Below are 2,225 nucleotides of genomic sequence, written 5' to 3'. Positions count from 1 at the left end.
GCGATTGTCTGCAGTGTTGTCAGGTAACGCAGCTGCATAGCTTGATCGTTCTGGGAGAGAATTCCGGCGGCTTCCAGAAACTTTTCCGCTGCTTGGGATTCGCCCTGAGCATCGATGACCTTGGCACGGCGAAGCCGCTCTGCCTCTGCCTGCTTTGCGATTGCACGGATCATCCGTTCATCAAGGTCGATGTGCTTTAATTCCACATTTGACACCTTGATACCCCAAGCCTCCGTCTGTTCATCCAAAATACGCTGGATATCGGAGTTTAGCCGATCTCTCGATGCAAGCATTTCGTCAAGTTCATGTTGACCTGCGACCGAGCGGAGGGTTGTCTGGGCCAGTTGGGTTGTCGCCTGAAGAAAATCCTCAACCTGAATGATTGCCCGTTCAGCGTCTACGGCGCGAAAATACACGACGGCATTGACTTTTACGGAGACATTGTCCCGTGAAATTACGTCCTGTTCAGGCACGTCCAGAACGCGTATGCGCAAATCCACCCGGACCATCTGCATGATACCCGGAAGGACAATGATCAAGCCCGGACCTTTCACTTTCCAGAAACGCCCCAACAGGAAGATCACACCTCGCTCATACTCCCGCAGAATCTTCAATGACGAGAAAACAATCAAGACCGGAATCAGTACAGTCAAAGTCCAAGAATAGCTAAGCAGTTCGTTCATGACTGATCCTCACTTTTAAGGGGAGAGACAGTGAGGGTTAAACCCTCAATAGCCGAGATTTCGACGGTGTGACCCGGTCTTAAAGGCGCTTTGCTTATTGCCTGCCATACTTCACCATGAACCCTGACGTGCCCCTTTAATCCATCCCAGTCCAAGACCACAGCTCTGCTGCTGAGCATTTCTTCCTGTCCTGTCACGACAGCACGGCCCTTCGAGCGCATGAGAAGATAAAGAATGAAGAGAAAAACGCCGGCACTAACGGCTGCGACCGACCCAATCAGCATGCGGGACACCTCCAGTTCGGGAGTATCACTGTCGATCAGCATGATTGAACCCAGCACAAAGGCGGTGGCACCACCCAGTCCGAGTACGCCAAAGCTGGGCGCAAACGCTTCACCGACTATAAGACCAAGTCCGACAAGAATTAAAGCCAGTCCGGCATAGCTGACTGGTAGCAGCTGAAAGGCGTAGAGCGCTAAGAGCAGGCAGATGACACCTGTGATCCCGGCGATAAAAATGCCCGGACTGTAAAATTCTAGGACAATGCCGTAGATACCGATAAGAAATAGGATATAGGCAACACTCGGATTGGTGATGACAGAAAGAAACTTGGTCCGCCAATCTGGCTCCAACGGAATAATCGTCACACTATCAGTATTGAGGCTAACCTGTCCTGCCGGCAATTCCACAGACCGCCCATTCATTTGCCGTAAAAGATCGGTTTGATTATCGGCAATCAAATCTATGACCCCTTCGTCAAGAGCATCGACCGCCGTTAGGCTGGCAGCTTCGCTGACCGCCTTTTCCGCCCACTCTGAGTTTCGGTTCCTCAACTGAGCGAGGCTCTTGATGTAGGCCTTCGCATCACTGATAGCTTTGATGGAGGAGGAAGGGGCCTTACTTTTCTCTTCATCCTCTTCGTTGTCGGAGCTTCCAGATCCGGGAAAACCACCGCCTATTTGAACCGGTGTTGCTGCACCTAGATTGGTCCCCGGTGCCATGGCAGCAATATGGCATGCGTAGAGAATGTAGGTTCCAGCACTGGCCGCACGTGCACCGCTTGGTGCAACATACCCAACAACTGGAACCGGAGATGCCAGAATGGCATGAATGATGGTGCGCATTGCGGTGTCGAGACCGCCAGGGGTGTTTAAGGTGAGGATGACAAGCGTGGCCCCATTTTCCTGAGCGGATTGGAGGCTACGTGTCACATAGTCAGCAGTAGCCGGTCCTATAGGGCCTTCGATACGGATGAGCGAAGCTGTCCGATCCGTTTGGGCAGCACCGTAGCTCGAGGTGAAAAGGGCAAAAATGAAGAAACCGCCGATTAGAATTACCTGAAAAAAGACACACCGAATACACGCAAATCCTAAATCTTCAAGATTTGCAATCTGCCATTTCGTTTTTGAGGCCGCTAATAACATTTCACGGTGCGTTCTGTTTTTAGATGGTTACAATCGGATAACTACGCCACGTAGATAAGGAAACGTGGTAACAACATAATCAAGCAAGAGTTGTTGGTAGAGTGCTCAGCAAATTATC

2 protein-coding genes are annotated in these 2,225 nt (G+C 51.0%); both read right to left on the bottom strand.

The genetic code is table 11. The features are described 5' to 3' along the window. The coding region (locus PsAD26_RS23745; RefSeq protein WP_063312388.1) for a slipin family protein at positions 1-683 on the bottom strand (683 nt) is incomplete at its 3' end. Then, positions 680-1,894 (bottom strand): nodulation protein NfeD, encoded by a 1,215-nt coding sequence (locus PsAD26_RS23740; protein ID WP_206600038.1) that lies wholly within the window; start codon positions 1,892-1,894, stop codon positions 680-682. The genes PsAD26_RS23745 and PsAD26_RS23740, both read right to left, overlap by 4 nt. Positions 1,895-2,225: the final 331 nt, after the last annotated feature.

Source organism: Pseudovibrio sp. Ad26 (assembly GCF_001623285.1).
GTDB lineage: Bacteria > Pseudomonadota > Alphaproteobacteria > Rhizobiales > Stappiaceae > Pseudovibrio > Pseudovibrio ascidiaceicola.
The sequence above is the reverse complement of the archived record's forward strand: the minus strand, read 5'-3'. Positions and strand labels throughout refer to the sequence as shown.